At 69.8% G+C, this 22403-nt stretch carries 20 protein-coding genes; 7 read left to right on the forward strand and 13 right to left on the reverse strand.

Features of this window, described 5'->3' with window-relative positions:
- Window positions 1-49 precede the first annotated feature (49 nt).
- From OG598_RS05175 to OG598_RS05215, 9 genes are all read right to left on the reverse strand, one after another.
- A complete protein-coding gene (locus OG598_RS05175; RefSeq protein WP_328655278.1) occupies window positions 50-1093 on the reverse strand; it encodes an NAD(P)-dependent alcohol dehydrogenase in 1044 nt (347 codons plus the stop codon).
- 393 nt (window positions 1094-1486) lie between these two features.
- Complete coding sequence (locus OG598_RS05180; protein ID WP_328653275.1) at window positions 1487-2431, reverse strand: hypothetical protein; 945 nt, start codon at window positions 2429-2431, stop codon at window positions 1487-1489.
- Window positions 2428-2784 (reverse strand): PadR family transcriptional regulator, encoded by a 357-nt coding sequence (locus tag OG598_RS05185; protein ID WP_328653276.1) that lies wholly within the window; start codon window positions 2782-2784, stop codon window positions 2428-2430. Before OG598_RS05185 ends, OG598_RS05180 begins: the two co-directional genes overlap by 4 nt.
- Window positions 2785-2843: 59 nt before the next feature.
- The gene (locus OG598_RS05190; protein ID WP_328653277.1) at window positions 2844-3503 is read right to left on the reverse strand and encodes a response regulator transcription factor; all 660 of its coding nucleotides are present in this window, start codon (window positions 3501-3503) and stop codon (window positions 2844-2846) included.
- Window positions 3500-4660 carry a sensor histidine kinase gene (locus OG598_RS05195; protein ID WP_328653278.1) on the reverse strand — a complete coding sequence of 387 codons (1161 nt, stop codon included), beginning with the start codon at window positions 4658-4660 and terminating at the stop codon, window positions 3500-3502. Before OG598_RS05195 ends, OG598_RS05190 begins: the two co-directional genes overlap by 4 nt.
- Window positions 4657-5493 carry a CPBP family intramembrane glutamic endopeptidase gene (locus tag OG598_RS05200; protein ID WP_328653279.1) on the reverse strand — a complete coding sequence of 279 codons (837 nt, stop codon included), beginning with the start codon at window positions 5491-5493 and terminating at the stop codon, window positions 4657-4659. The genes OG598_RS05195 and OG598_RS05200 overlap by 4 nt, the downstream gene beginning before the upstream one ends.
- Window positions 5494-5883: 390 nt before the next feature.
- Entirely contained in the window at window positions 5884-6087 is a 204-nt protein-coding gene (gene cspE, locus OG598_RS05205; protein WP_013283833.1) for a transcription antiterminator/RNA stability regulator CspE, read from the reverse strand.
- A 354-nt stretch (window positions 6088-6441) separates the two neighbouring features.
- Window positions 6442-7002 (reverse strand): hypothetical protein, encoded by a 561-nt coding sequence (locus OG598_RS05210; protein WP_328653280.1) that lies wholly within the window; start codon window positions 7000-7002, stop codon window positions 6442-6444.
- A 28-nt stretch (window positions 7003-7030) separates the two neighbouring features.
- The gene (locus OG598_RS05215; RefSeq protein ID WP_328653281.1) at window positions 7031-8278 is read right to left on the reverse strand and encodes a S1 family peptidase; all 1248 of its coding nucleotides are present in this window, start codon (window positions 8276-8278) and stop codon (window positions 7031-7033) included.
- 464 nt (window positions 8279-8742) lie between these two features.
- Between OG598_RS05215 and OG598_RS05220 the strand changes: the two genes are divergently transcribed.
- From OG598_RS05220 to OG598_RS05230, 3 genes are all read left to right on the forward strand, one after another.
- A complete protein-coding gene (locus OG598_RS05220; RefSeq protein WP_328653282.1) occupies window positions 8743-9285 on the forward strand; it encodes a hypothetical protein in 543 nt (180 codons plus the stop codon).
- 122 nt (window positions 9286-9407) lie between these two features.
- On the forward strand, window positions 9408-9926 hold the full coding sequence (locus OG598_RS05225) for a SigE family RNA polymerase sigma factor (RefSeq protein WP_328653283.1): 519 nt from the start codon (window positions 9408-9410) through the stop codon (window positions 9924-9926).
- On the forward strand, window positions 9926-10423 hold the full coding sequence (locus OG598_RS05230) for a hypothetical protein (protein WP_328653284.1): 498 nt from the start codon (window positions 9926-9928) through the stop codon (window positions 10421-10423). The genes OG598_RS05225 and OG598_RS05230 overlap by 1 nt, the downstream gene beginning before the upstream one ends.
- Before the next feature lie 22 nt (window positions 10424-10445).
- On the opposite strand, the gene OG598_RS05235 is transcribed toward OG598_RS05230, so the two are convergent.
- Window positions 10446-11945, reverse strand: a complete 1500-nt coding sequence (locus OG598_RS05235) for a serine/threonine-protein kinase (RefSeq protein ID WP_328655279.1) — start codon at window positions 11943-11945, stop codon at window positions 10446-10448.
- Between the two features lie 223 nt (window positions 11946-12168).
- On the opposite strand from OG598_RS05235, the gene OG598_RS05240 reads away from it, so the two are divergent.
- A complete protein-coding gene (locus tag OG598_RS05240) occupies window positions 12169-12684 on the forward strand; it encodes an LURP-one-related/scramblase family protein (protein ID WP_328653285.1) in 516 nt (171 codons plus the stop codon).
- Window positions 12685-12774: 90 nt separating this feature from the next.
- Here OG598_RS05240 and OG598_RS05245 read toward each other — a convergent pair whose 3' ends face one another.
- A complete protein-coding gene (locus OG598_RS05245) occupies window positions 12775-14127 on the reverse strand; it encodes an FAD-binding oxidoreductase (RefSeq protein WP_328653286.1) in 1353 nt (450 codons plus the stop codon).
- Between the two features lie 47 nt (window positions 14128-14174).
- Here OG598_RS05245 and pdxR point away from each other — a divergent pair, with 47 nt between their 5' ends.
- Together pdxR and OG598_RS05255 are read left to right on the forward strand one after the other, a co-directional pair.
- On the forward strand, window positions 14175-15599 hold the full coding sequence (pdxR, locus tag OG598_RS05250) for a MocR-like pyridoxine biosynthesis transcription factor PdxR (RefSeq protein WP_328653287.1): 1425 nt from the start codon (window positions 14175-14177) through the stop codon (window positions 15597-15599).
- A gap of 62 nt (window positions 15600-15661) precedes the next feature.
- A complete protein-coding gene (locus tag OG598_RS05255) occupies window positions 15662-16309 on the forward strand; it encodes a hypothetical protein (protein ID WP_328653288.1) in 648 nt (215 codons plus the stop codon).
- Window positions 16310-16383: 74 nt separating this feature from the next.
- Here OG598_RS05255 and OG598_RS05260 read toward each other — a convergent pair whose 3' ends face one another.
- Entirely contained in the window at window positions 16384-19146 is a 2763-nt protein-coding gene (locus OG598_RS05260; protein ID WP_328653289.1) for an ATP-binding protein, read from the reverse strand.
- A 246-nt stretch (window positions 19147-19392) separates the two neighbouring features.
- On the opposite strand from OG598_RS05260, the gene OG598_RS05265 reads away from it, so the two are divergent.
- The gene (locus OG598_RS05265) at window positions 19393-19737 is read left to right on the forward strand and encodes a DUF1801 domain-containing protein (RefSeq protein WP_328653290.1); all 345 of its coding nucleotides are present in this window, start codon (window positions 19393-19395) and stop codon (window positions 19735-19737) included.
- 106 nt (window positions 19738-19843) lie between these two features.
- On the opposite strand, the gene OG598_RS05270 is transcribed toward OG598_RS05265, so the two are convergent.
- The gene (locus OG598_RS05270) at window positions 19844-22114 is read right to left on the reverse strand and encodes a glycoside hydrolase family 44 protein (protein ID WP_328653291.1); all 2271 of its coding nucleotides are present in this window, start codon (window positions 22112-22114) and stop codon (window positions 19844-19846) included.
- Window positions 22115-22403: the final 289 nt, after the last annotated feature.

Genomic DNA, 22403 nt, shown 5'->3' on the forward strand with positions numbered 1-22403 from the left:
CTGTGCGCCAGGGCCCGCCGTTCGGCGGACCCTGGCACCGGGGAGAAGGTCAGCGCAGGGTGTCGATGTCGATGACGAACCGGTACCGCACGTCCGAGGCGAGCACCCGCTCGTACGCGTCGTTGACCGCGTCGGCGCCGATGACTTCGACCTCGGGAGCGATGCCGCGCTCGGCGCAGAAGTCCAGCATCTCCTGCGTCTCGGCGATGCTGCCGATGCTGGAGCCGGCGAACGAACGCCGATTGCCGAACAACGCGAAGACGGGCACCGGCAGCGGCTCCGGCGGGGCACCCACGCTGACGAGCGTGCCGTCCAGACGCAGCAGACCGAGGTAGCTGGCCATGTCGATCGGTGCGCTGACCGTGTTGATGATCAGGTCGAAGCTGTTCTTGAGCGCCTCGAACGTCGCCGGGTCCTTGGTGGCGTAGTAGTGCTCGGCTCCGAAGTGCAGGCCGTCGTCCTTCTTGCCCAGCGTCTGTGACAGCACTGTCACCTCGGCGCCCATCGCCGCGGCGATCTTGACAGCCATGTGGCCCAGACCGCCCAGGCCCACCACGGCGACCTTCTTGCCCGGACCGGCGTTCCAGTGCGCCAACGGCGAGTACGTGGTGATGCCCGCGCACAGCATCGGCGCGGCCGCCTCGTACGGGATGCTTTCCGGCACCCGCAGCACGAAGTCCTCGTTCACGACGACGTGGGTCGAGTACCCGCCCTGGGTCACGGTGCCGTCCCGGTCGACGCTCGCGTACGTCTGGGTGTTGCCCTCGAGGCAGTACTGCTCGTTCCCGGTGCGGCAGTTCTCGCACTCGCGACACGAGTTGACCATGCAACCAACACCAGCGCGGTCGCCGACCGCGTGGCGGGTGACGTCGGCGCCGACCTCGGTGATCCGGCCGACGATCTCGTGGCCAACGGTGAGCGGGTAGGGAACGCTGCCCCAGTCGCCGCGCACGGTGTGGATGTCGGAGTGGCAGATGCCGGCGTAGCGGATTTCGATGAGAACATCGTGCGGGCCCAGGCCCCGCCGCTCGATCGTGGTACGCACGAGCGGTTCGGTGGCGGAAGGCGCGGCGATGGCGTTGACGGTGAAGATGATGTCCTCCGGTGACGTGACGCTGACCTGCCTGCAGGTCACCACAGCCGTGGCGGCGCTGCGAGTCTCTGTCAAGGCGCCTACTGCTAGTACCCCTCGGGAGCGCCGAGTGTCGCTCCGGCCGACCAGGCTACTTCTTCGCTGCGCCCACTATTCGGGCAACACCTGCTGGCAGGTCGGTCATGCATGAAGCACATCTCGCACGCCGCGCCCGAAAGGTCCCTGACCATGGGTGTGCCAGCAGTACATCCCACCTCACCGCCGCGCGCCGCACCGTCGACGTGACGGTGACCCCTGCCCGCACGCAGAGAACGCGCAGGGCCGCTGAGAAGTCCTGGCAACAGGTCGCCCTGCTCTGCTTCGTCAGAGATCTAGGTGGGTCGACCACGCCGCCTAGAGGGCGACTTGCTGGCGGGCGGCCATCCTGCTGATCGTGACGTTGATGACGAAGATCCCGGCCAAGGCTCCCAGGAGGACGGTTCGGGGGCTCAGTTCCCAATACTCGCGCTGCCAGTCCGCTGGTTGGTAGGGCAGCGTAGCCAGGATTGGCACGAGGAGAAGCACGCTGGCCGCTATCGACATCCGCACATCCAACGCCGCGCCCACGAGGGCCGCCACCAGCCCGCCGGTCACGATGACCGGCAGCGTGAACGGGTCCTCCCATCCGTTGAACGGATTAGGCGTCATGATCGCCGCGATCATCGCCGCGCCGACAAGACAGGTCCATGGTCGCGTGCCCCGTGGTTGGCGCGCTCGAAGCAGCGGCACCATCGTCAGCACGGCCAACAAGCATGCCCACGTCGGAAGTTGCACGGCCAGGTGGAGAACTGCCTGGAGCCCCAACGGGTGTGCCTCGCGCCCCAACTCCAGCTCTGTTGCGTACCACCCGGAATGCCAAACTTTCGCACCGAGGGCGCCGACGGTCATGGCGAACGCGAGTCGGTAGCGAGCCCATGCCGCAGCGGCCAACGCGAGGAGCAATAAGCCAGGTGTCGCCAGGCTTCCTGCGAAGGCGGATAAGTCGAAAGGGATCCCAGGCAGCAACAACTGCACCACGGCGGGCTTGGCCGCAAGAGCGATGGCACACACGAGCAGAGATAGCGCGGTCAATCGCAGCGCGGAGTGCAGCAATGCGGACCGGGAGCCGAGCCGGTCCACGCCGGTACGGACCCGCAGACCTGCCACCACGAGTGCCACGGACTCCCGAAGGCTCAGGTGCCTCCGGTCCACCTCACCTCCGCCCAGCAGCGTTTCCATCATCTCGTCGGCGCGGTACTGGCGGTAGGCACGAGGGTAGGCGCGCAGCAGCCACCGGTAGCGGCGCTCCAGCCCGGTCATGCCGGCACCGTCCGCACCGTGGCAGCCGTCGATGGCGCGGAACGGTCTTGAACGATCCGAGCCGCAGCGGCCAACCGCGCCGCCTCCTCCTGTAGTGAGGACAACCCGTGCTCGGTCAGCTCATAGGTGCGGCGGGCACGGCCGTTTACCACCGTCTCCTCGCAAAGTCGCACCATCTCCTCGCCGGTGAGCCGGTCCAACGCGGCGTACAGCGTGCCAGTCGTCAACCGCACCCGCCCGTCGGACAGGTCCTGCACGCGCTTGACGATGGCGTAGCCGTGCAACGGTTCGTCCTGCAACGCGGCGAGGATGAAGTAGGTGGGTTCACGCATCGACGCGGAGGGCTTAGGCATGTCATCAACATAAGCAGATCAACAACCTATAGGTCAAGCCCGAATCCTCCACGGGCCGCTCAGGTCACCAGGCCCCGGCGGTACGCGTACACCACGGCCTGCACTCGATCGCGCAGGTCGAGCTTGGTGAGGATGCGGGACACGTACGTCTTGACCGTCTCCTGGCTGATCACCAGGGCCGCGGCGATCTCGCTGTTGGAAAGGCCCTCCGCCATGAGCCGGAGCACCTCCAGCTCGCGCGGGGTCAGCGCGCCGCCGCCCGGGTCACCCTCGGCCGGGCGGATGCGGGCCGCATACCTGCCCACCAGCTGCCGGGTCACCTCCGGGGCCAGCAGCGCGACGCCTGTCGCTACCGTGCGGATGCCGTGGAGCAGCTGCGCCGGTGGGGCGTCCTTGAGCAGGAAGCCGCTGGCACCCGCACGCAGCGCCTCGTAGACGTACTCGTCGAGGTTGAACGTCGTCACCACGAGGACCTTCACCGGCACGGGGACCCCGGCGCCGGCCAACAGGCGGGTCGCCTCGATGCCGTCGAGCACCGGCATCCGGATGTCCATCACCACCACGTCCGGCCGGAGCTGAAGGGCCAGGTCGACTGCCGCGCGCCCGTCGCCGCACTCGCCGACGATCTCCATATCGGGCTGGGCGTCGATGATCGTCGCGAATCCGGCGCGGATCAGCTCCTGATCGTCGCAGACGAGCACCCGGACCGGCGCGGTCACGACGGGTTCCCAGTCGGGATCCAGGCCCGCACGAGGAAGCCGCCGTCGGCCTGCGCACCCGCGCTGAAGTCGCCACCGAGGACGGTGACCCGCTCGCGGAGCCCGGCGAGGCCGCGTCCGCTGCCGCCCGTGGACGCGCTGTCACATCCGGAGCCGTCGGTGCTGATCTCCACGGTCGTCTCCCCATCCCCGTGGTGAACGCGAACCCTGGTCCGGCTGCCGTGCGCGTACTTCAGCGCGTTCGTCAGCGCCTCCTGCACCACCCGGTACGCCGCCACCTCAGCGCCGCCGGTGGCCACCGCCGGCGTGCCCTCCCGGACGAACTCGACCGGCTGCCCGGCCTGCCGGGAATGGTCGACGAGGGCGTCCAGGTCGCCGACGGAGGGCGTACGCGGATCGCCTGTGCTGGTGTGATCCGGGTTGAGCAGGTCGAGCAGCTGCCGCAGGTCGCCGACGGCCCGGCGGCCGGTCCCGGTGATCGCGGTCAGGGTCTGGTCCAGCTTGTCCGGGGCGCCCGTCAGGTAGCGCGCCGCCTCGGCCTGCACGACCATCGCCGTCACGTGGTGGGTGACGACGTCGTGCAGCTCCCGCGCGATACGCGTGCGCTCCGCAGTACGGGTGGCCTCCTCGACATGGCGGCGGCGTTCCGCCTCGGTGGCGCGGTTCTGGCGCAGCCACGCCCCGATGCCCCAGGCGAGCGCCAGCAGCAGGTAGAAGGTGGTGAACCCCGCGACGCCCTCACCGGAGCCGAGCCGGTCGAGGGAGACCGCCAGGGGCACGTACGCCGTCGAGGCGAGACCCGCGACGGCCCAGCGACGCCGTTCCAGGTGGGCGCCAGCGCTGATGAGCGCGATGGCCAGTCCCGTACCCGCGATGGTGTGGTAGCCGCGGAGCTGGTCGATCGCGAAGCCGAGCGACACCAGCGTGAGGCAGACGGCCGGCCACCGACGCCGCACGGCCAGCGGCAGGCATTCCAGGGCGACGACACCGATGGTCAGCGCGTCGTACGGGCGGTTCGGGAGGTCGCCGAGCTGCGTACCCTGCCGATCCAGGGCCGGGACCACCGTCGCGAGGGCGAGGGCCAGGGCGATCGGGAGATCCCGGACCGTGATCGGCCACTGCCGCCACAGATCCGGAAGCCTCCGGAGCTCGATCACCGGGTGACTGTAGCGGTTGCCGGGGTCTGCGCCGTGCGGTGGCGGCGCGGGACGATGTGCCCGCGGCGCTTGGCCAGCCACAGGAACACCACGGTCAGCACCACGCCGGCCAGCACCGCGTACAGGCTGCCCTCCGGCCCGAAGGCGCCACCGCTCAGCGCGACCGGCCCCGACGTCGAGGCCTCGATCAGCCCCTTCGGCTCGCCGTTGCCCGAGACCACGACGCTGAAGATGCCGCCGGCGGCGAAGTTCCAGCCGAAGTGCAGGCCGATCGGGACCCACAGGTTCCGGGTGGCGGCGTAGCAGGCGGCCAGCATGAACCCGGCCTCGATGGCGATGGCGGTCGCCCCCCACACTGTGGCGTCCGGGTTCGCCAGGTGGATCGCGCCGAACACCACGCCGGTCAGGGCGAGAGCGATCCAGGTGCCCGTACGCTCCTCGATGATGCGGAACAGCACCCCCCGGAACAGCAGCTCCTCGGCGACGGCGGCGGCCGCCATGAACCCGAACAGCCCCAGCGCTCCCGTCGGCGAACCCCAGCCCTCGACGTCGTAACCGCCGAGGAATGCGATGGTGGCGATGACGGCCGCGAACATGGCGAAGCCGATGAGCGTCCCGCGGCCCAGTTTCCCGCCCCGGCCGTCCAGGCCGAGCTCGGTCGGCTCACGGCGCTCGGTGCGTCGCACGACCCACCGGTAGACGACCACGCCCAGCACTGCCGCCAAAGCGCCGATCACCAGGGTGAGGAAGAAGCTGCCCTCGACGGCGGCGACGCTCTGCGAGCCGACGAGGGCGACGACGGCGACGGCGAGAAGCTGTTTGACGAATCGCATAGCGACTCCTTTGTAGACCGCAGCCGGAGCGCAGCGGACACGGAGAAACCTATGGTTTTCCGCCCCTGTAATCGTCACCGTGCGGTGGACACTTGCGGGTAGCTCGCACGGGGGACAAGGGCCTGCGGAGTCCAGACATCATGGCGTCGTTGAGCTGGTGGGACCTCGCCGACGCTGCCGGGTGGGGCGCAGAGTGCGGGCCGGCCTCAGTGAAGAAGAGACCGGCAGGGGTCAACCGGGTTGCCGTTCATCCGGCGAGACGGATCGGGTAGCGGCCGACCGCACCCGATGCGCTCGTCACCATCGCCGTCCGGCGAGGCCGTGGTGAGCGCATGAAACGCCGAACGGCGGCCCGCTGAATCAGTCGGGCCGCCGTTCGAAAAGTGTGGATCAGAGCGGGCGGATGTTCTCCGCCTGCGGGCCCTTCTGGCCCTGGGTGATGTCGAACTCCACCTTCTGGTTCTCGTCGAGGCTGCGGAAGCCGCTCGCCGAGATCGCGGAGAAGTGGGCGAAGACGTCGGCGCCGCCGTCGTCCGGGCTGATGAAGCCGAAGCCCTTGTCGGCGTTGAACCACTTCACGGTACCTGTAGTCATGTCTGCTCCTCGCAGGCTGTTAGAGACCGCACTGTGCGGACCCTTACGCCGCCGCGTTGATCACCCGCGTCGAAACGACACGAAAACGAAAAAGCGCCTGGTGGGTTCAGATGACCCATCAGGCGCTGAAAAACGTCTACGGAAATCAAAACTGCAACGCGGCTACCGTAGCAGAAGATCCGTCGTCCATCCAGTTTGGGTGGCGGGACCTGCTCACGTGTCTGCATCATCGTTGCCGCCCTGGCACACCCGTGAAGCGAACGTCGACCGGCCGTCGCGGGCACGACGACGGTCCGGCGGGCGGGCGTTGCGGGGCCGACGCCAAGAGCGCCGGCCCCGCCGTGGTCTACCTGTTCAGGAGCGGAAGAAGGTGCACTGGAAGGCGAAGTCGTCCACCCGCACGGCACCGCTGCCACCGAGCAGGGAGACCCGGACGAACACCTGGTTTGGACCGTTCGCGTAGCTGGCCACGTCATGCCGCCGCCACGTGGTGTCGGTGATCCGGACGGTGCGCAGCGCAAGATAGGTCCAGCTCGCCGGATCGATCACCTCGACGTTGAGCACCGCCGGCCCGCTAACCGCCCGGACGAAGAACCCGCCGCCGCAGGTGGTGGAGTGCCCGGCGGTACGCGGCCCCACCGTGAGCAGCTTGCCCACCCCGGACCAGCCACCGGTCGAGGTCGTGAGAATGGCGTTGTTCGAACCGGACCGGGCCGTTCCCGTGCCCAGTTCGAAGGCTCCGCTCCCGGCCCCGGAGCGATGGAACTCCCACACCGCTGCCGGATTCCCCTCGAACCCGTCGGTGTGCTGCCAGAGGTCCGCCTGGGCGGGGCCGACGGCCACGGTCAGGGCCACCGCCGTCGCCGTGACCGCGGCGGCGGTGAGGCGTACGGCTCTGGTGAATGCGGTTCTCATCCCTGTCTCCTTCGCTCGTCGCCGCTCGTCACGGCGCGCCGTAGATGACGACCTGGTACGCGTTGATCGCCTCTCCCACCGGCTGATGCCAGGTGCGCGGCGTGGAGTTGCACTGGCTGCCGTTCCGGTTGGCGTGCGAGTTCAGCCCGTACGCGGTGTTGTTGGCGAATAGCGGCCCACCGCTGTCGCCGCCGAGGGTGCAGATGTTGGTCTCGACCATCTGCCGTACGGTGCCGCCCGCGCCGTTGACCGTCACGTTGGTCTTGAGCACGGAGCCACACCTGAATCCGGTGGTTTTGCCCGAGTTGCAGACCGACAGCCCGCTCACGGCCGTCGCCCAACCGTGGATGCTGCGGCTTGTGTTGTTCCACAGGTTGATGACGCCGGTCGCCCAGACCGATGAACCGTTCATCCAGATGAGGCCGTAGTCGTTCTCCGGATAGTTGCTCTCCAGCGACGGCCCGACGTCCTGCCCGTTGGGCAGTGTCCAGTGCGGGTAGCCCTGAGTGCAGTGGCCGGCCGTGATGATGTAGTTGAAGGTGTAGTCGGTGGCGGTGAAGCCGACGGAGCAGCCGCCCAACGAGTCCCCGCTGGAGATCCCGACGTTCGGCTGGATCTGGCCGGCGCTGGTCTCGAACCGCACCGCCGCGCCGAACTTGCGCGCCATCGAGCGTTGCACGGCGTTCTTCGCCCCCGACGCCGGCAGGCTCACCACCACCTGGTTGGTCGCCGGATCCACCCCCCAGGTCGTGTTCGGCTCACTCGCCGCGGCCTCCAGTGCCCGCTGGATGGTCTGGAGTTGCCGTTCGCCACGAGCGACGAGGCGCGCCTTCGCGCCAGCGGCGGTCACCTTCGCGGCAGCCCCGGCGTCGGTGACCGTGACGACGAGGTCGCCATCGGCCAGGTACGCGCCGCCCGAGCTGGCACCCAGCTCGGTGGTCAACTGGTTGGCGAGTCGCACGTTGGCGTTCTCGGCGCTGAGCAGCTTCTCGGCGGCATCGCGGCTGATGCCCCGCTGCGCGGCGATCGCCTCGGCCGTGTCCGCCGCCCCGCCCGCCCGGTCCCTGGCCACGCCGCCGACGGAAGCCAACGCTGCCCGGCCATCGGTGCGGACCGGATCCGCCGCGCCCCCGGGTTGGGCCGGTCGGTCGACCGGCCCAGCCGCTGCGGCCGTCGGGACGAAGGCCACCGACGCCACGACGGCGAGCGCCATCGCGAGCAGGGACCTACGGCTCGGTCTTTTCGTACGCGGGTGGCTGACAACAGGTTCTGACATTCACCGCTCCCATCACGAGGGACTGGTCGGCCAGGTCAGGAGCCGGACGGCCCGGACCGGACGGCAATCCTCGCAATCGGGAGGGGGCCGCGAGTGGAATGTTGGACACGGCTGGACACGGCTGGACACCTGGCTCCGATCGGTCCGCCTGGCGGCGGCTAGGAATCGTGGCGCTCCAGCGAGATCTCGACGAGGCCGTCGGCGGCGTAGCCGAGGGAAATTCTTTCTGGTTGACGGCAACCTGCGGGCGGTGGATCGCATGTACCCGGATGTAAGCGACGATCGCCACGATCCATAGGGGCCCGGAAATGTCTGCACGTCCTCTCCTGCTGCTGCCCGTTGCCACCGTCCTTCTCGGAATGTCACTGTCCGCCTGTAGCTCCACGCCGGCAGCTGGTCCTAGCCCAACCGCATCTGCACCGACGTCGGCTGCGGCCACTGGCGCCCCCAGTGCGTCGCCCGCTGTGGCTACCACGGCGGCCGACTGTCCCACGGCGACGACCCTCCAGACGCTGGTCGAGCTGCCGAAGGGCTCGTCTCTTGCCACGGTGAAGTGCTTCAAGGACTGGGCGGCGGCCGATCCGCAGGGCCCGACCGCCGGTGACGGCGTCTACCTGTTCCGCTTCGTGACCGGCACGGGTTGGAAGTACTACGACCAGGGCAGCGGATGGGACTGCAAGGATCTCGGCCTCACCGAGTCGGCGCCGTTCTGCATCTCGGACCCGGTGACGACGACCACGCCGGTGAACAGCGCCGCCACGAGTGCCAAGTGCCCCTCGGCGAAGACTCTGGAGGCCCTTGTCGAGCTTCCGAAGGGCTGGACGTTCGGCGGTGTCGAGTGCGTCAAGGACTGGGCTGGAGCTGATCCGCAGGGCCCGAAGGCCGGTGACGGCGTCTACCTGTTCCACTTCGTGACCGGCACGGGCTGGAAGTACTACGGCGACGGCAGCGGATATGACTGCAAGGACCTCGGCCTCACCGAGCCGGCGCCGTTCTGCATCTCCTGACGGGTTGACCGCTGTCACTTGCTGTGGCGCACACCAGCTATGGTGTGCGCCACAGTCAACCGGCCGCATCGACGCCGCCGCTGCCTGAAGGACTTTGGGGTACGTGGGGGGACGAGCGCGGCATGGCGGACTCCATAGACGATCTTTTCTGTGAGTTCGTACGGACCCGCTCCCCGGCGTTGCTGCGGACGGCGTTCCTGCTGACCGGCGACCGGCACCTCGCCGAGGACCTGGTGCAGGATGCGCTGGCCCGCACGCATCGGGGCCGGCGCCGGCTCACTGATCCCGGGCACTTCGAGGCGTACACCCGCACCGCCATGTACCACCAGCATGTGAGCTGGTGGCGGCGCCGCAAGGTGGCCGAGTCCCTACCCGGCGAACTGGCCGACGTGGTTCAGCCCGGCAGCGACCATGCTCGCCGTACCGATCTCAAGCTTGCCCTGCACCAGGCTCTCGCCCAACTCACCCAGCGGCAACGGGCCGTGCTGGTGGCACGGTTCTTCGAGGACCGCAGCGAGGCCGAGACCGCGGATCTGCTGCAATGCTCGGTGGGCACGATCAAGAGTCAGACCAGCAAGGCGCTGGCCCGCATGCGGGAGATAGCGCCCGAGCTGCTCTCGGCAGTGATGGAGGAGGCCTGATGACCGACAACCTCGGGCCCCTGCGTCAGGCCATGTCCGATCTCAGCGAGCACGGCGGCACCGCCGACATGTACGAGCGCGCCCTGCGCAGATCGCGGCAGTCACAACGGCGGACAGCACTCACCACCGGCGCCGCGGCCGCGGCGGTGGTGTTCGCCATCGGCGGTACGGTCGCCTTCGCCACCCGCCACCGGCCCGACCCTCCGACGCCACCCGCATCCACCCCCACCAGCGACGGACTCCAAAATCCCACCTGTCCGTCGACGCAGACCCTCGGGACCCTGGTCGAGCTGCCGACGGGCTGGTCTTTCGCTTCCAGGGGAGTGGAGTGCGTCGAGACCTGGGCGGCGGCCGACGTGCAGCGTCCCGATGGCGGCGGCGTCATCTACCTGTTCCATTACACGGCCGGCACGGGCTGGCGATTCCAGGATCAGGGCACCGGATGGGACTGCAAGGACCTCGGCCTGACCGCGCCGGCGTCGTTCTGTACGTCCTGACCGCCTGCCTGGGAAATCCCGCTCACTGACGGCTCTCCTTCACCTTCGGCAACGGTGTGCCGCCCTCGCACCGCGCCTTGATCTCGCTCCTGTTGCCAGCGGACAGCAACACCACCTGGATCTCCTTGACGGGCCCGGCGTTGTAATCCTTGAGGCGGTAGCCGGGGGCAGGAGCGACGTCGACGACGCGAGCCTGATCGCCGGTGCAGAGCACAGTCACCACGCCACCGAGTGCCCGAATGGGTGTACCTGGCTTCGGGGAGGCCGGCGCCGGCGCGACACTGGGCGGCCCCGTCAGCTGTCCGGCACTGGGTGACGTCGTAGGGCCAGGGCCGGCCGTGGAACCGGCTCTGGCGGTCGGTTCAGCCGGCCCAACCGGAGCGGTCGCCGTGCGGCTTGGTCGTGAGACCGGTGCGGGCTCCGGGGACGTCTGCCGGGGAGCAGGTGCCTCCGTGGCGGACACGTCGAAGGCGGCGTCAGGCGGGGTGGCACCGTCACGGGTGGCGACCCCGCCCGATCTGCCATCGGCGGGTATGAACTGGGGGAGCAGGAGCGAAATGGTCCCTGCCGTCACCACGAGAACGGGGATCAACACGGCGTTGGGGATGCGGCGACGCCGACCGGGAGGGGGACCGGCGGTGGTCGGAGCCGACACGGGCGAGACGGATGCCGGCTGCGCCGCCTGTTTCGCCCGCCGTTCGGCGTCATCGGTCAGATCGTGCAGGGCCTCGGCCACCTCCGCGGCGTCCGGCCGATCCGCCGGATCCCTGGCGAGGCAACGGTCGAGGAGGCGGTGAACCTCCGGTGACACTCCCTCGATATCGGGCAGCGGTGCCGGATCGACGTACACGTGAGCGGTCAACATCTGCGTGGGGGTCTCCGCCGACCAGGGCAGCTCATTGGTCAGCGTTCGGTACAGCAACAGTCCGAGCGCGTAGACGTCGGAGGCAGGCAGAACAGTGCCAGCGGCGAGCCGTTCGGGCGCGAGGTAGGCGGCGGTGCCCAACAGCCGTCCGTCCGCCTCCAGCTCCGGCCGACCGACGGTGGTGGCGATACCGAAATCGACCACCTTCACACCGGCCGGTGTCAGCATCACGTTGGACGGCTTGATGTCCCGGTGCACCAGCTTACGTTCGTGCGCGGCGGCGAGCGCTTCGGCGACCTGCGCGCACGTCCGCATCGCGACGGCCGGCGGCAGCGGACCGGCGGCAAGTCGCTGGGACAGGGTCTGGCCGGGCAGCAGTTCCATCACCACGTACGAGACCTGGCGGCCGGCGGCATCGGTGTGCTCGCCAAAGTCGTACACACTCGTCACGTGCGGGTGCCAGAGGCCCGCTGCGGCCCTGGCCTCTGCCTGGATGCGTTGTCGTGCGCCTCGAGCGGTAGCCTGCGCGCCGGCCAGGACCTTGACGGCCACCGCGCGTTCGAGGACGCGGTCCCACGCCCGCCAGACGGCCGACATGCCACCAGTGCCGAGACGGCTCTCGACCTGATACCTGTCGTCCAATAGATCACCGACCATCACTGGGACAGCTTGCCAGAGTGGACTCCCGGCGGCATGACGATCTCATCCGACGCTGGTCAGCGGCCGTCCCCTCGGCTTTACCCGCGTCATCGCCCAGCGCACCTGACTGACCGCGTCACCAGCCCTCTCGTCATGGCCCGCCGGCCGGGCTGCAACTGCGGCGGCAGCGGCTGGAGTGGCGGGAAGGCCCGGCCGTGCTCGGCCGGCACTTCCGTGCGCGGTGGGGGAGAATCGAATCATGTTTGTCATCAAGGAGCGGTTCTTCTCGATCGGCGACGACTTCGACGTGCTCGACGAGCACGGCACCAAGGTCTTCCATGTCGACGGCAAGGTGCTCAGCGTCCGCAACAAGGTCGTCATCGAGGACGCTTCCGGCCACGAGGTCGCCACGCTGCACCGGCATCTGGTGGCGCTGCGTCCCACGTACGAGATCCGGATCGGCGGCGAGAAGGCCGCAGAGGTCCGCAAGAAGCTGCTCACGCCGTTCCGCGACAAGTTCACCATCGACGTGCCGGGGCCCGACGACCTGGAGATGAAGGGTGACCTGCTCGACCACGAGTACGTGATCGAACGCGGCGGCACCGAGGTGGCCTCGGTCTCCAAGCGGTGGCTGACGATCCGGGACACCTACGCCGTGCAGGTCACCGCCGGCGTCGACCCTCTGCTCATCATCGGCAGCGTCCTCGCCCTCGACCTGGCCATGAACCGCGACAAGAAGAAGGACGACGACGACTGACCGCCTGGGCGGCAGTGGCAACGCTCGGGCTCGTGGCCGGGACGCTCTGACGCAGCCCGTAACCAGGCTGGTCAGGAGCAGCCGGCTGTGTCACTGGTTGTGAGGCCGGATGTTGTGGTTGAGGTGGAACACGTTGTGCGGGTCCCAGATCGTCTTGAGTGCGGTGAGCCTGGCGAGCTTGTCGGCCGGGTATGCGCGGCGTACCCCGCGTTGCCCCTCGTCGGCGGCGAGCGAGTTGACGTAGACGCCGTCGGCGTACGGGTCGAGCGCGGCTGCGGCACCGCGAGCCGCTGCCATTCGGATGTCGTCTTCGGATGGCGCGGTCCAGCGCGAGCCGGCACCGTACTCGAACGCGGTGCCGCGGTGGCTGAACGCCGCCTCGGCGTCCGCGACGTCGGCGATGGCACCGCCGTGCGCCTGCAGGCCGACGTTGGCGAGGTGGGCTTCGCTGTGCAGGTCCGACGCGCCGCGCAGCAGGAACGCCTCGATCGCGGCGGTGGGAAACTGCCGCAGGTAGTGCGCGCTGGAGTACCGGCGGTAGGCGTGGCCGCCGACGCTGTCGTCGCGTTGCTGCAGTTCCAGGTATGAAGGGGTGGTGACCCGCTCGGCGACCGGGCGGCCGAGCGCGCGCAGCGCCGGCAGCAACCGGTGACCCTGTGCCGGGTCGCCGACCCACACGAAGCCGACGGTGGCGACAGGGCCCCTGGCCGTGCTATGGACGTCGGCGGTGAAGGTCGCCTGCCGCGGCGCGGCGGCGTTGAGGTCCCGCCAGCCTTCGAGCACCGGTACGGCGTCCTCGGCGCGGAAGTCGAACTCGGCGACCAGGGTCCGCGTTCCGGTGTGGTGCAGGTGGAATTCGAAGTCGGTGACGATGCCGAAGTTGCCGCCCCCGCCGCGCAGGCCCCAGTAGAGGTCGGGGTTCTCGGTTCGGCTCGCGGTCACCACCTCCCCGTCCGCGGTGACCATCGTGTAGGAGACGACGTTGTCGCAGGCCAACCCGTGTTGGCGGGCGAGCCAGCCCATGCCGCCGCCGAGGGTCAAGCCGGCGACCCCGGTGTGCGAGACGTTGCCGGCGGTCGTGGCGAGGCCGTATGGCTGCGACGCCCGGTCGAGTGCGCCGAGCAGCGCGCCGCCCTGGACGCGGGCGCGTCGCCGGATCGGGTCGACCCGAACGCCGCTCAACCGGGTCAGGTCGATCATCAGGCCGTTCGCGGGGACGGCGAGGCCGGCCACGTTGTGCCCGCCGCAGCGCACCCCGATCTCCAGGTCGAGTTCGCGGGCCAGGCGTACCGCGGCCACCACGTCGGCGACGCTCGCGGCCTGCACGATCATCCGCGGGCGCCGGTCGATCATGGCGTTCCAGACGGTGCGGGCCGCGTCGTAACCCGGATCACCCGGGGTGAGGAGGCGGCCGTCGAAGCGGGGACTGGTCGTTGTCGGCATACGTCTGAGCCTGACCGAAATCGGTACAGCCGGTAAGGTCCGATTCCATGGGCCGTATCAGGACCAATTCGAGCACGGCGGAGGACCTGCTCATCCACGTCGACCGGTCCGCGGCCGAACCGCTGCACCGGCAGATAGCCGCCGCGATCCGGGGCGGCATCCGGGCCGGCCGCTTGCGTCTCGGGACGTCCCTGCCGCCCACCCGCACCATCGCAGCCGATCTGGGAGTCTCACGCGGCGTCGTGGTCGAGGCCTACCAGCAACTCGTCGCCGAGGGCTACCTCACCAGTCGGGCGGGCGGCTACACCCAGGTCGCGGTCGAGCCGGTTCCGCCGTCGTCGGGTCGGCGCGGCGGGGATCGGCCGGCGGCCCGGATCGACTTCGGGTACGGCCGCACCGACGTGGCGTCGTTCCCCCGGGCCGCCTGGCTGCGTTCGGTGCGAACGGTCCTCACCACCACGCCGAACGAACGCTTCGCCTACCTCGACGGGCGTGGCGTACCCGAACTGCACGCAGCCCTGATCGACTACCTCAGCCGGGTTCGCGGCACATCGGCACGCCCGGAAAACGTCGTGATCTGCAGTGGCTACGGTCAAGGCGTCGCGCTGACACTCCAGGTGCTCGCGGCGCGCGGCGCCCGCAGGGTGGCCGTCGAGGACCCCTCCGCGGACGACGACGCCCGCCTCGTCGCGGCCGCCCTCGGCCTGGACGTGATCGGCGTCCCGGTCGGGCCGGACGGCATTCTCGTCGAGAAGCTCGAACGGACCGACGCGGACGTCGTCGTGCTGACGCCCTCGCACCAGTGGCCCACCGGCGGCGTCCTGTCGGCCACCGCACGGGCCCGGGTCATCGGCTGGGCGCAGCGTCGCGGCGCCGTGGTGATCGAGGACGACTACGACGCGGAGTACCGCTACGACCGCTCGCCCATCGGCGCCATGCAGGGGCTGGCACCCGACTCCGTCGTCTACTGCGGCACGGCGAGCAAGACCTTGGCGCCAGGGCTGCGTCTAGGGTGGCTGCTTGCGCCGTCACACCTGGTCGACGACATCACGGCGGCCAAGGTACGGGCCGATCGCGGTTCGCCCGTCATCGACCAACTGACCTTCGCCGACTTCCTCACCCGTGGCGAATTCGACAGGCACCTACGGCGCATGCGCCCGGTCTACCGCCGCCGCCGCGACGCACTCCTGGCCGCGCTGCGCGCACGCCTGCCCGAACTGGAACCGGTCGGTGTCGCGGCGGGCCAACACGTCGTCACCTGGCTCCCGCAGGACCTCGACGAGGCCCTGGTCGTAGCTGCCGCCGCCAGGCGCGGACTGGTCGTGCAAGGCGTCTCCCGGTACCGACTGACCCCTGCCGAACCCGGCGGGCTGATCTTCGGCTACGCGACCCTCACCGAACGCTCCCTCACCGACGGGGTGCAAGCCCTTGCCGACGCTGTCGCAGAGGCCCGCGCGCAAGTCTGCCGCTGATGGTGCCCGGGCGAACTGTGGTCGGGCCGACGAGAAGGGTTGGTCCCGGCACAATGACTGCGATGATCTCGTGGCGTGGTGGGCTGTGGTGGGTGGTGGTCGGTCCGGCGGCCGGTGTGGTGCTGGGTGCCGTCGACTCGATCGTCAATCACGTGCCGGTGCTGCTGGGCGAGGTCGGCACCGCGCGTGCTGAGCGGGGCGGCTGGTCACAGGCCGCGGAGTTCGCCAGTCTCATCCTCGACGCCGGATGGGCCTGGGCGGCGGTGGCCGTGCTGGTGGGCTGGCTGGTGAGTCGGACCGTACGACTGGCGGCGGGGGTGCTGCGCGGCGCCTTGGCGGGCGGATGCACGCTGATCTCCGCCACCATTGCGTACTACGGCGTGGACGTGATTTTCGACGGCGACACATGGTGGGACACAGCGACCCGGTACTGGCTGATCGCCAGCGTGTGTCTCGGCCCTCTGCTCGGGGCTGTCGGGGCGCTGATCCGGCGTTCTGGTCCGGTCGGAACGCTCGCTGTCCTACTTGTTCCCGCCGGTGCGGCGCTGCAGATGGTGCTGTTGCCCCCGCCGCCGGAGAGCGCGATGGCCTGGCCGGTGCGGTTGAGTGTCTGGGCCGCGGCTGCGGTCGCCGCCGTGCTGATCGCTCGTCGGACATCCGACGCAGGGGCACTCGCTCGGGAACGACCAGTCAAGAACAATCGTTCCTGATCTTCTGGACGCGCGCCCGGTTGGTCGGACAGCGGCCGGCCGGAGTGTCGAGGGTCGCGAGCCAGCATCCCGCCTCAGTGAACCGGAACCCTGACACCCAGGGCGGCGAGGTCTCGCTGGCCCTCGGCGAAACGATCGGGCAACAACAGGAGCGTGCAGGCTCGCTCGAACCTGGCACCGATGCGCTCCCACCCCGCGACGGCGTCGGCGAGAGCTGTGGCGTCGCCGTCAAGGCGGCCTCGGGCCCGTGCGGTGCAGGCGGAGACCCACGCGTTGTCGTGCCGCTCGGCGGCTGACAGCAGGGCTCGAGCGTCCGAAAGCCCGGCGACGACGGCCAGTTCGGCGCCAACCGCCTGTGCGTAGGGCGGAGACCAGCTGCGGGTGCCGTTGAATGCCAGACGAACGAGCGCGGCGGCGTCCTCGAGGCGGCCGGCGTGCAGGGCGAGCCGTGCGTCGACCATCGTCAGGAACGTGGGGTGCGGGGGTAGCTCGCCGATGACGTCGATCGCTCGGGAGCGCCACAGCGCGTACCCCTCGTCGTCGCCACGCAGCCCGTGGACGAGGGCGACAGCGGCCATCGGCGGCGACATCGTGCCGGTGCGTGGCCGGCTGGCCCGCCGCCAGCCTTCCCACGCGGTGCCCGCCATCCGTAGTGCCTCGTCGAAGCGTCCGCTGAGCACCAGCGGCGTGAGCAGGAGCGCGGCCGAATGATAGGAACTGCCGGCGAGGTCGTCGTCCATGGTCTGCTGGCCGATGGACAGAGCGGCCGGCAGGTCGCCGCCGCCGAGGGCGGCCAGGTGGGCCATCCGGTAGGTGTCGATGATTTCCTGTGCGGCGCTCGGGTCGTGCCGGGGCATCGCGGGCAGCAGAGTCAACCGTTCGTCCATGATCCGGCGAAGGTCAGCGGTCCGCCCGGCCACGAGGTCGGCGGTGGCCACCGCGTCCAGAGCCGCGCTGATCAGCACCGGATCACCGGTGGCCCGGGCGGCCGCCACGGCCGCCTCGGCGAGTGTCGGGTCGGCCTGGTGTCGGCCAGAGGTCGCACCGATGGATCGCGAGGAGGCCGCGGCCCAGGCCGTTGCCTCGGCGAGGCGGGCTGCCACCACGGCGTTGCCCGACCCGTCGGCTGCCGACCTCGCCGCGTCGAGGAGTTCACACAGGCGCTCGTGCGGGACCTCGGCGGCGAACCCCGCCGGGTGCCGCTTCGCAGTGGTGACCGCCTGCGCCAGCGCGGTCGCCGTGGCTCCACGGTCTCCGGCGGACTGGGCCAGGTTCGCTGCGGCGATCAGCAGGTCGAAGGGCCGCTGACCGTCGTCACCGATGGCATGGGTGACGGCGGCGGCCGCGTGCAGGTCTGCTGCGGCTTCGCCCGGGGCGGGTGCCCGTTCGGCGGCGGTGCGGTAGTGGCCGAGCGATTCCATCAAGAACCGTCGTGTGTAGGCGAGATGTGCCAGTGCCCGGGCCAGTTGGTGGGGCAGCTCACCCGGGCCTTCGGGGGCGACGGCGAGGGCCTCTCTCAGATCGTCGGCGAGGCGGTCGAACTCTTCGTACCAGTCGTCGCCGTCCAGCTTCGTCTCGAGCTCGGTGGCTATGCCCGCCGCCCAGCGCAGGTGCCGGGCCTGGATCTCCGGCCGCTCTCCCGACGCGTCCAGCCGATCGATGGCGAACGCGCGCACCGTCTGCAGCATTCGCCACCGAGCTGCGGCGCCTCGGTGGTGCACAGTGACCAGGCTTTTGTCCGCCAGCCTGCCCAGCACGTCGGCGATGGCGCCGCAGGGGTTCCCGACGGAGCTCACCGCGGCGGCGGCGTCGAGGTTGAACGCGCCGGCGAAGACGGCGAGCCGTCTGAACAGTGCCTGTTCCTCGTCATCGAGCAGATCGTGGCTCCAGCCGATGACCGCGCGCAGCGAGCGGTGCCGCTCGTTTCTGCCCCTGCCGCCGGCCACCAGCCGCAGGTGGTCGTCGAGCGCCGCCAGCAACCCGGTCTCACCCAGGCTGGCACTGCGCGCGGCTGCCAACTCGATCGCCAGCGGCATGCCGTCCAGTCGCGCGCAGAGCTTGGCGATCACTGCGGGGTCGGCCGCGAACCCGGGGTCCGCGGCGGTGGCGCGGTCGATGAAGAGTCGCTCGGCGTCGGACTCCAGCGGCAGCGGGCCCAGCGGCACGGCACGTTCCCCTGATATGCCGAGGCGTTCCCTGCTGGTGGACAGGATGTGGGTGCCTGGACAGCCGGCCAGCACCCGCTCGGCGAACCGCGCCACGGCGTCGATCACGTGCTCGCAGTTGTCGAGCACCAGCAGCGATCGACTCTCTCCGAGCCGCTCAACCACAGCGTCCTCGAGCGCCTGTTGGGGTCGCTCAGTCACGCCGAGCGCGGCGGCCACTGCTTGTGCGACGTACCCGTCACGGGCCGCGGCGAGTTCCACGAAAGCGCCGCCGGAGGGGAAGAAGGGTCCCGCCGCCTCGGCGATCTGGCCCACCAGCCGGGTCTTCCCCATCCCGCCGGGTCCGACGAGGGTCACGAGTCGGGCGTCGCGCAGCGTCTCCACCAGGTGCTCGCGCTCGGCGCTCCTGCCGACGAAGGTGGTGAGCGCCGGTGGCAGACCGGCCAGCCTCCCAGGTGCCGGCGCCCCCGCCTGCACCTGGACGGCGAGCTCACCGAGCGCCCTTCGGTCGGCCACGCCGTACTTTCGCAGCAGCGAGGAGACATGGTTCTCCACGGTCCGTACGGAGATGTGCAACATGGCGGCGATGTCGGCGTTTGACCGGTGCGCGCCGAGCATGACCAGCACCTCGAGTTCGCGCTTCGACGCTCGGGCGTGATGCGTGACGGCCATCGCACCATCATGGCCGACGCTGCGTCAGTGCTGTGTGGTCCGGTGAGTGGTGGAATGCGTGGTCGCCACCGATGCCCGCCCGTCTCCCGTGCAACAGGCTCAATCCCTACGCTCCGGCCGGGGAGGAGCTCGCCGGGTGGGGGCAGGAGCCCGGGGTCCCAAGCGGTGAAGGATGAGAGCGCAGCGGCGCCGCACCCTCGTCCACCACACACGCGACATTCAATGAGCGCCACGAAGGGGATGACCGTGAACGACGACGTCACCGAGTACATCAACAAGACCCAGCCGTGGCAGATCGACGTATGCGAAAAACTGCGTGCGATGATCGACGAGACTGTTCCAGGGGTCGAGGAGCGGCTTCAGTACGGCAAGCCGCACTACTTCAAGAACGGCCATCACGCTGCCGTCATCGCGGTAGCCAAGTCCAAGGTCTCGTTCATGGTCTTCAACGCGACGGACATCCCCGAGGTGAAGGGATTCCTGCGGTCGATGGGAAACGGTGAACGCAAGACCGTCGACATCACGGAAGGGCAAGACGTCGACTATGGCCAACTCGCCAGTTTCCTGAGCAAGACCACGGGGGCCTTGTAGGCGCAGCATGGCCCGGCCCCCTCGCTCGGAAGCGAGGGGGCCGGGTGCCGCTGCGCCCCGGACCCCTCCGGCCTACGTCGTCGGTACGGAGTAGGGGTTTCTCAGATCACCCGCAGCGTTGACCGTTGAGGGTGAAGGCGGTTGGCGCCGGATTGGTGCCGCTCCACGTGCCGTTGAAGCCAGCGCTGGTGGACGCGCCGGGGGCGAGTGTGCCGTTCCAACTCATGCTGTCCGCGGTGACGCTCGCCCCGTTCTGTTTCCAGGTGGCCGACCAGCCCTGGCCGACCTTCTGGCCGGTGGTGGGGAAGTCGAAGGCGAGTTTCCAACCGTCGATCGCGGTGGTGCCGGTGTTCTTGATCGTCACGGTCGCGGTGAAGCCGCCCGGCCAACTGTTGGCCGTGTAGCCGACCGTGCAGGCGGCGGTCGGGGCGGTGGGCGCGGTCCGCACGGTCAGGCCGGGCGAGGCCGCCGAGACGTTGCCCGCCGCGTCGCGGGCGGTCACCACGAAGGTGTACGGGGTGTCCGGCGTCAGGCCGGTCACTGTGTACGTGGTGCCGGTGGCGTTGCCCACCTTCACCGTGCCGGTGGTGTCGACCCGGTGCACGTCGTAGCCGGTGACAGCGGTGTCGTCGGTGGACGGCGTCCAGGCCAGCGTGACGCTGTCGCCGGTGATCGTGCCGGCGGTCGGCTTGCCCGGGGCGGTCGGCGCCTGGGTGTCGGCGGGCGTGGTGGCGCGCGGCAGCACCAGGTGGGTGATCGAGTTGGCCGGGAAGGTGGTCGTGAGGCCGCCTGCGGTCACCGGCTGGTCGGCCTCCCGGACGACGCCGGCGAGGTTCGCCCCGCTGTAGCGGTAGACCTGAGCGGTGCTGGCGGAGGCGCCGGTGAGGGCGACCGGACTGGTCAGGTCGTCGCCGGTCTTGTTGACCACGACCACTGTGAGAGCCTTGTCGGCGCTGCGCTCGGCGGCGTACACGGCGAGCTTGCCCTGGTCGGCGCTTGTCGCCTGGACGGAGGTTTCGCCGAACGCGCCGCCCTTGCCGTCGTAGTTGCGGAAGACGCGGAAGGCGTTGGCCACCGGCTGGTCGGCCGTGGGTGCGGTCCAGAGGGCGGCCAGGTCGAGCCCTTCGCGGCCGAAGATGCCGAGGACGTCGGCCTGGGCGAGCGCGCCGTTGAGCGACCCGTGGGCGCCCCAGTTGTACTCGGTCATTGCGATCTTCGTGCCCGGGTAGTGCTGGTCGACCAGCTCGCGTAGGCGCGGGATGTACCGGACCGGACTGTTGATCCAGCTCTCGTCCACGTAGGTCGGGTCCCAGAGTTGGCGGGTCGAGCGCAGTCGCAGCGCCTGGGTGTCGGCGTCGCCGGCCGCCTCGCCCAGTACGCCGGACTGCTGCGGGTAGAGGTGGACGTCGAAGTAGTCCAGGATGCGTGTGCCGTGCTGCTGCTCGTACTCGCGCATCCGGTCCAGATACCACGGGCCGAGGTCCTGGCCGCCGTGCGCGGCCTTGTCCGGCGGGTTCGACCAGCAGCCGGTGCGCGAGCAGGTGTCCTGGTCGAGGCCCGAATAGAGGATCGAGTTCAGGCCCCAGCCGACGGGACCGAGCGTCTTCGCGCCGGGGTCGGCTGCCTTGATCGCCGCGGCGTACTCGTAGGTGCGGTCGCGCAGCTCGTCGTAGCCCAGCCCGGTCGGACGGACGTCACGGTGGGTGGAGTGCCACAGGTCCGGCTCGTTGTCCAGGTTGTAGAACTGGACCCCGCCGTCGGCGGCGGCGCCGAACTGCCCCTTGAGGTGGTTGACGAAGTCGGTGGCGTACTCCGGACCGACGGCGACGCTGGTGTCCTCCGGATCGTTGCCGGTGACCGGTGAGCCGTCCGGCTTCTTGCCGTTGCCGCAGTCCGGTGCCCACGTGTCGGTGGACTCCTGCGGGCCGTACTTGGCGACGCTGAAGCCACACGCCCGCGACCGGTCCTTGGCGACCCAGCCGAGCATCGGCATCGTCATGACAGTGGCGGCTCCGGTGGCTTTGTTCTGCTGCACGAACCGGTCGCTCTCGGAGCCCTTCGGGAGGTCGGCCGGGCTCGGGTTGTCGTTGGGGATGTTCTCGAAGTACCAGTCCGACGCGCGGTTGGTGGTGTCGACACGGAAGTTGTAGCGGGTGGTGGCGTTGCCGCCGTAGCGGTGCACCGGCAGCCGCAGGTCGCGGGCGAGGGCCTGGTCGGCGAAGTTCATGCCGTAGACGTACGGGCTGATCTGGTGCCGGGCGGCGGTGGTGTTCACGGCCAGCGCCGGGCCGGCCGCGGCCAGGGCGGGCTCCGGCAGGGCCAGACCGCCGAGGGCCGTGGCGAGCACGACCGGGAGTAGAGCGGTGGTGGGACGCACGAGCATTCCTTTCGCATAGGAGCTCGACGATGGGAGCGCTTCCACAGCGTTACGCTTTCCTGCCTCGGAGTCAACGCCACAGGGCGGTCCACTGCCGGCCGACCGAAGCCAGGCCCTTCACATATGATGACGTCCATCAATGTGGCTGTAGCTGATGCGGCGTGCCGGAATAGCTCGGATCGCCGCAGCGCGGAGGCAACCGCGCCGCAACGGGGCAGGCGGGAGCACCCAGCGTCGCACGGCCGGACAGTTCCTGCTGGCCCGGCCCCTGTGGTCGGGGACCAGCCAT

It is taken from the genome of Micromonospora sp. NBC_00330 (assembly GCF_036136635.1).
GTDB classification, from domain to species: Bacteria; Actinomycetota; Actinomycetes; order Mycobacteriales; family Micromonosporaceae; genus Micromonospora; species Micromonospora salmantinae.

Bases quoted from the DNA above. Each gene is read 5' to 3' on its own strand.
- OG598_RS05180 (WP_328653275.1), bottom strand. From the start codon at position 2,431: ATGACCGGGCTGGAGCGCCGCTACCGGTGGCTGCTGCGCGCCTACCCT.
- OG598_RS05185 (WP_328653276.1), bottom strand. From the start codon at position 2,784: ATGCCTAAGCCCTCCGCGTCGATGCGTGAACCCACCTACTTCATCCTC.
- OG598_RS05200 (WP_328653279.1), bottom strand. From the start codon at position 5,493: ATGCGATTCGTCAAACAGCTTCTCGCCGTCGCCGTCGTCGCCCTCGTC.
- cspE (WP_013283833.1), bottom strand. From the start codon at position 6,087: ATGACTACAGGTACCGTGAAGTGGTTCAACGCCGACAAGGGCTTCGGC.
- OG598_RS05210 (WP_328653280.1), bottom strand. From the start codon at position 7,002: ATGAGAACCGCATTCACCAGAGCCGTACGCCTCACCGCCGCCGCGGTC.
- OG598_RS05215 (WP_328653281.1), bottom strand. From the start codon at position 8,278: ATGTCAGAACCTGTTGTCAGCCACCCGCGTACGAAAAGACCGAGCCGT.
- OG598_RS05225 (WP_328653283.1), top strand. From the start codon at position 9,408: ATGGCGGACTCCATAGACGATCTTTTCTGTGAGTTCGTACGGACCCGC.
- OG598_RS05230 (WP_328653284.1), top strand. From the start codon at position 9,926: ATGACCGACAACCTCGGGCCCCTGCGTCAGGCCATGTCCGATCTCAGC.
- OG598_RS05235 (WP_328655279.1), bottom strand. From the start codon at position 11,945: ATGGTCGGTGATCTATTGGACGACAGGTATCAGGTCGAGAGCCGTCTC.
- OG598_RS05245 (WP_328653286.1), bottom strand. From the start codon at position 14,127: ATGCCGACAACGACCAGTCCCCGCTTCGACGGCCGCCTCCTCACCCCG.
- pdxR (WP_328653287.1), top strand. From the start codon at position 14,175: ATGGGCCGTATCAGGACCAATTCGAGCACGGCGGAGGACCTGCTCATC.
- OG598_RS05255 (WP_328653288.1), top strand. From the start codon at position 15,662: ATGATCTCGTGGCGTGGTGGGCTGTGGTGGGTGGTGGTCGGTCCGGCG.
- OG598_RS05260 (WP_328653289.1), bottom strand. From the start codon at position 19,146: ATGGCCGTCACGCATCACGCCCGAGCGTCGAAGCGCGAACTCGAGGTG.